Genomic DNA, 4,521 nt, shown 5'->3' on the forward strand with positions numbered 1-4,521 from the left:
CTGGGCTTGTCTCGGTGACTTAAACCTCCCCATAATCTTTTCTCGCCGTCGGGTGGGGCGATGTGACCCTTCGGATCGATTGTTAAGGCCTTTGTGGCTGCGGTGCTCTATTCTCGGAGCAAGCTCCTTCAGAGCGGCGCCATAGCTTCGGAGTTTATCGGTGACGATCACCCGTGGCGCGCCAAATGCCTTGAATAGCTTGCGGAAAAATCGACTTGCAGCCCGTTTATTGCGCCGGGATTGGACGAGGATGTCCAGCACGTCGCCTTTGCTGTCGACGGCGCGCCATAGCCAATATTTCTTGCCGTTTATCGGAAGGACGACTTCGTCCAAGTGCCATTTGTCCGCCACTCTGGGGCGATCTCGGCGGATCTGCTTGGCATAATGCGACCCGAATTTCGCAAGCCAAGCTCGGATGGTCTCATAGCTAACCACAATGCCACGCGCGGCCAACAAGTCCTCGACATCGCGCAAACTCATGGGAAATCGGTGATAGGCCCAGACGGCGTATCCGATGATTTCAGGAGGAAAACGATGGCCTGAAAAGGCACCAGATTGCTTAGGTTTGGTCATGCGCCCACGTAAACGGCTTTTGAGATGTCTCGCAACTTGACGATGCCTTGTGAACAGATCCGATTTGAGAGTAGAGTTCGTCATAAGTATTCCGTTACCCGATCAGGTTGGGGAGCCAGAGCACGAGGCCCGGAAGCGCAACCACCAGTGCAAGCACGGCGAGTTTGACGACCAGAAACGGCAGAACGGCCCGATAAACATCCGCTGTCGAAATATGCGCCGGCGCTGCGGATTTCATCACGAACAGCAGCAGTCCGAACGGAGGCGTCAGAAGCGCAATCTCCATCGCTAGCAGGTAGGTTGTCCCCAGAACGATGAGGTCGATTCCGGCGCTCTGTGCGATCGGAAACACCAGTGGGATGGTCAGCATCATCATGCTGATCTGATCGATAAAGCAGCCGAGCACGAGAAGCAGGCCGATAATCCCCAGAAGAATGATCATCGGTCCGGCAGACGAGTTCGACACATAGTTTACGATCTGCTGCGTCGCGCCCGAAAACGACAGGATCTGGCTGAACGTCTGGCTGGCCACGACGATGAACAGGATGGTCGTCGACAACGCCACGGTTTCAAAAATCGCCTTGCGCATCATCTCGAGGCTGAAACTGCGGTAAAAGGCACAGATCAGCGCGGCCGCAAGACAACCGAACGCGGCGGATTCCGTCGGCGTCGCGATCCCGGCAAGCAGCGTTCCGACGACCGCGACCAGCACGAAGCTAAGCGGCAGGACATCGCGGATCAGCGGCAGAAACCGCTCACGAAACGGCAGGTCCAGTGGCGCTTCCGCCGGGCAGCGGTCGGGGTGCCGCACCGCTTGATACACGATGACAAAGAGAAAGCCGAAGGCCATGATTACGGCGGGTACGATCCCTGCGACAAGCAGCTTCGCAATCGAGATTTTGGCAAGGCTCCCCAGCAGAACAGCGAGCGCCGATGGCGGGATCAGGATCGCGATCGCCCCCGAAGCCATAATCGGCCCCATGGCCAGTGTCGGGTGATAGCCGCGTTTCAGCATCTCTGGCAGCATCGTCTTGCCCAGAAGGGCCGCATTGGCGATTGAAGATCCGGACAATGCGGCAAAGACGGTTCCAGCGGCAACAGTCACGACAGACAGCCGTGCCGGCACCTTGTGGATCGCCACGTCGATGGCCCCGATGGCCCGCTGTGCCACGCCGCTGTGGAACATGATCGCGCCCATGAGCACGAACAGCGGGATCGGGACCAGCGTAAAACTGGACAGCGATGTAACGGCGTTCCGGACCAGCTGGATCATGCCCATCTCGCCGCCGAACACCAGCCACGCACCGGCGATGTTCACCACGAGGAATGCGAATGCCACGGGAAGGCCAATGGCAAGCAGCGCAATAAGGCCGCCGAACATCAGCACCAAGGTAGTTGCCCATTCCATGTCAGATACTCAGTCCTGCGCTTAGAATCCTGCCTCTGATCAGCTGGCGCAGAAACTCACACGATGTGAGTGCAAAGCAGATACAGAGGGGGATGAACGTCCAGTATTGCGGAAAGACGAGGACCTTCCGGACCATGCGGCCCGAAGTATAGGCCGAAGCCAGCGCCTGCGCCGCATACCAAAGAATAATGAGTGATACCAAAAAACCGAGCAGGCTCACGAGGACACTCAGGAGGCGGCCTGCCCTGCCCTGGATCATCACCGCAATGACATCCACTGTCACATGCTCGCCCCGGCTCAGAACCCAGGGCGCGGCTAGGAGGACAGCCGCCATCAGCCCATACTCTACCATATCGTTGATACCGAACATCGATTTTGCAAGGAAACTGCGGCCAAGCGCATCAAGCGGCACAGCCACAGTGATTGCGACAAAGATGGCACCTGCAAGAACTGCACATGCCATCAGGGTCGCGTCGAGAAGGCGGCTCAGTCCCATTGTTCGCCCGGGATCAGGCATCCGCGAAGGCTTTCGACAGCCTGCGGATCAGCTTCGGCGATCTCGGCAATGGCCGCGTCCTGCGCGGTCTTTTCCCACAGATCCCCAGCTTCTCCGTCAAAGGTGATCGCCTCGATACCCGCAGCCTCCTGACGTGCCAGCTCTTTTTCGACCAGCTGCGCATTCTCCTGCTCGCCGGTCTCGATATCGATCATCTTGCCGTTCAGAAGCGCCTTCTGTTCGTCCGTCAGATTGTTCCAGGTGTCGAGGTTGGCCAGAAAGTTGACGTCGACGATGTAGAAACCGGGATCGACGCGGTAGGACGTATGGGCATCCCATCCAAGGTCGAAGATGCCGATCGACGGCCAGCCGTAGCCATCCACGGTACCCCGCTCGAGCGCAGAGTAGACATCACCCGGAGGGGTGTTGACCATGTTTGCACCGAGCTCACCGAAAAGCGCCTGATACGTTGCGGCCACACGAAGGTTCAGCCCCGAAAGATCCGGTTCTTCGATCTTTTTGTTCAGGTAGAGGTGAAACTTAACGTGATCCCCGGTCCGGCCAAGGTACTTTGTGTTCATGCCATCCTGATGCAGCGTGTCGAGCAGTTCGAAACATCCGTTCTCCCGCTGCTCGGGCATGGTCGTCGTGGCCAGCTTGATCATGGCGGCGCCCGGCAGTTCGGCCGTGTAGAACGATGTCGGAACAACGGCGATGTCGACGACGCCGGAAGATACCGCATTGGCGACTTCGAGCGACGGGATGGCTTCGGGCCCGCCGACATAGGTGATGGTGACAGAGCCGTCACCCGCCGCGTTCACTTCATCGATGAACTTCTTGAACGGCAGCTGAAAGGTCGAACCTGTCGGAAAAGCACTGACTGCGCGTAGGGTCACATCCTGGGCACTGGCGGCCTCAAAGGCAGGCAGCGCAACCGCAAGCGTCATAACGGCAAGTCTGGTGAGTCGTTTGGTCATTCGTTCCTCCCTGAACGTGTTGAAACCCGCATGTGCCAGGCCCCGATTCCGGACCGGACTGACATCCTCATCACGCCCGGACCTCTCCTCAGGACAAAGGGTAAAGAGTGGACCGTAATCTAGCAAATTGATTGTACTCATGGTAGAAATCTAATTCTTTGATGCAGCCCTGACCGGAGGCCAAGATGAAAGCGCATATCGGACTGCACATGCTGCGGCTGTTCTGTCACGTGTATCAGACGCGCAGCGTCTCGGTTGCCGCCGAGAGATGTGCGATCTCACAGTCGGCGGCCAGCTACCTGCTTGCCCAGACACGAGAACAGACAGGCGATCCGCTGTTTGTGCGCAACCGGGAGGGTATGGTCCCGACGTCCTTTGCCTCTGTGTTCTATGCCAAGGTCAAACCGGCGCTGGAAACGCTGGACCTGGCAATGACAAACATCGGCACCTTCGATCCGGCCTCGTCGAACCGGTCCGTGCGCATCGCAATGTCGGACATCGGAGAAATGCAGTTCATCCCGGCGCTGTTGCGGAACATGCATCACGAGGCGCCGGATATCGTGATTGAAACGCATGCACTGAAGACCGATGACCTCGACGATGCGTTACGGACAAATCAGATCGACTTTGCGATCGGTTATCTGCCGACGCTCGTCGACAGGATTCCCAACACGCATCTGTTCGACGAAAAATATGTGTGCCTCTATTCCCCGCGAAATAGCTATCTGACGGGCGGCATGTCGCTGGACGCCTACCTCAAGTGCCCCCACATCGAAGTCGTCTCGCCCACCAGTTACCACAACTCCGGCGACAGGTCCATCAGCGAACAGCTGCCCGAGCGCAAACTTGGGCTGAGGGTTGCACATTATTCCAGCGTTCCGAGCGCCATTTCCAGAACCAACATGATCGTCACGGTCCCCTCCCGGATCGCACGGGCATTCCAAGCGACACACGACCTTGTCTATGCGGACCTGCCCTTTGAGACCAAATTGATCGAGGTACGGCTTTTCTGGTCGGATGTTTTCGTCGCCGAACCCGGACTGGCATGGATGAAACAGAAGATCACC

Annotated in this window: 5 protein-coding genes; 1 reads left to right on the top strand and 4 read right to left on the bottom strand. The window is 57.8% G+C overall.

The features are described 5' to 3' along the window. The 4 genes from KBT70_RS08125 to dctP form a co-directional block, all read right to left on the bottom strand. Positions 1-573, bottom strand: a 573-nt coding sequence (locus tag KBT70_RS08125; protein ID WP_296631034.1) for an IS6 family transposase, incomplete at its 3' end; no start/stop codon positions are given. A gap of 94 nt (positions 574-667) precedes the next feature. Beyond that, a complete protein-coding gene (locus KBT70_RS08130) occupies positions 668-1,981 on the bottom strand; it encodes a TRAP transporter large permease (RefSeq protein ID WP_296631036.1) in 1,314 nt (437 codons plus the stop codon). 1 nt (position 1,982) lies between these two features. Beyond that, the gene (locus KBT70_RS08135) at positions 1,983-2,477 is read right to left on the bottom strand and encodes a TRAP transporter small permease subunit (protein WP_296631040.1); all 495 of its coding nucleotides are present in this window, start codon (positions 2,475-2,477) and stop codon (positions 1,983-1,985) included. Continuing rightward, positions 2,468-3,454, bottom strand: coding sequence for a TRAP transporter substrate-binding protein DctP (gene dctP / locus KBT70_RS08140; RefSeq protein WP_296631044.1), 987 nt, complete (start codon positions 3,452-3,454; stop codon positions 2,468-2,470). Before dctP ends, KBT70_RS08135 begins: the two co-directional genes overlap by 10 nt. Positions 3,455-3,639: 185 nt before the next feature. On the opposite strand from dctP, the gene KBT70_RS08145 reads away from it, so the two are divergent. Further along, positions 3,640-4,521 (top strand): LysR family transcriptional regulator (locus tag KBT70_RS08145; RefSeq protein WP_296631047.1); only part of this gene is annotated, 882 nt, incomplete at its 3' end.

Source organism: Roseovarius sp. (genome assembly GCF_018066915.1).
Lineage (GTDB): Bacteria > Pseudomonadota > Alphaproteobacteria > Rhodobacterales > Rhodobacteraceae > Roseovarius.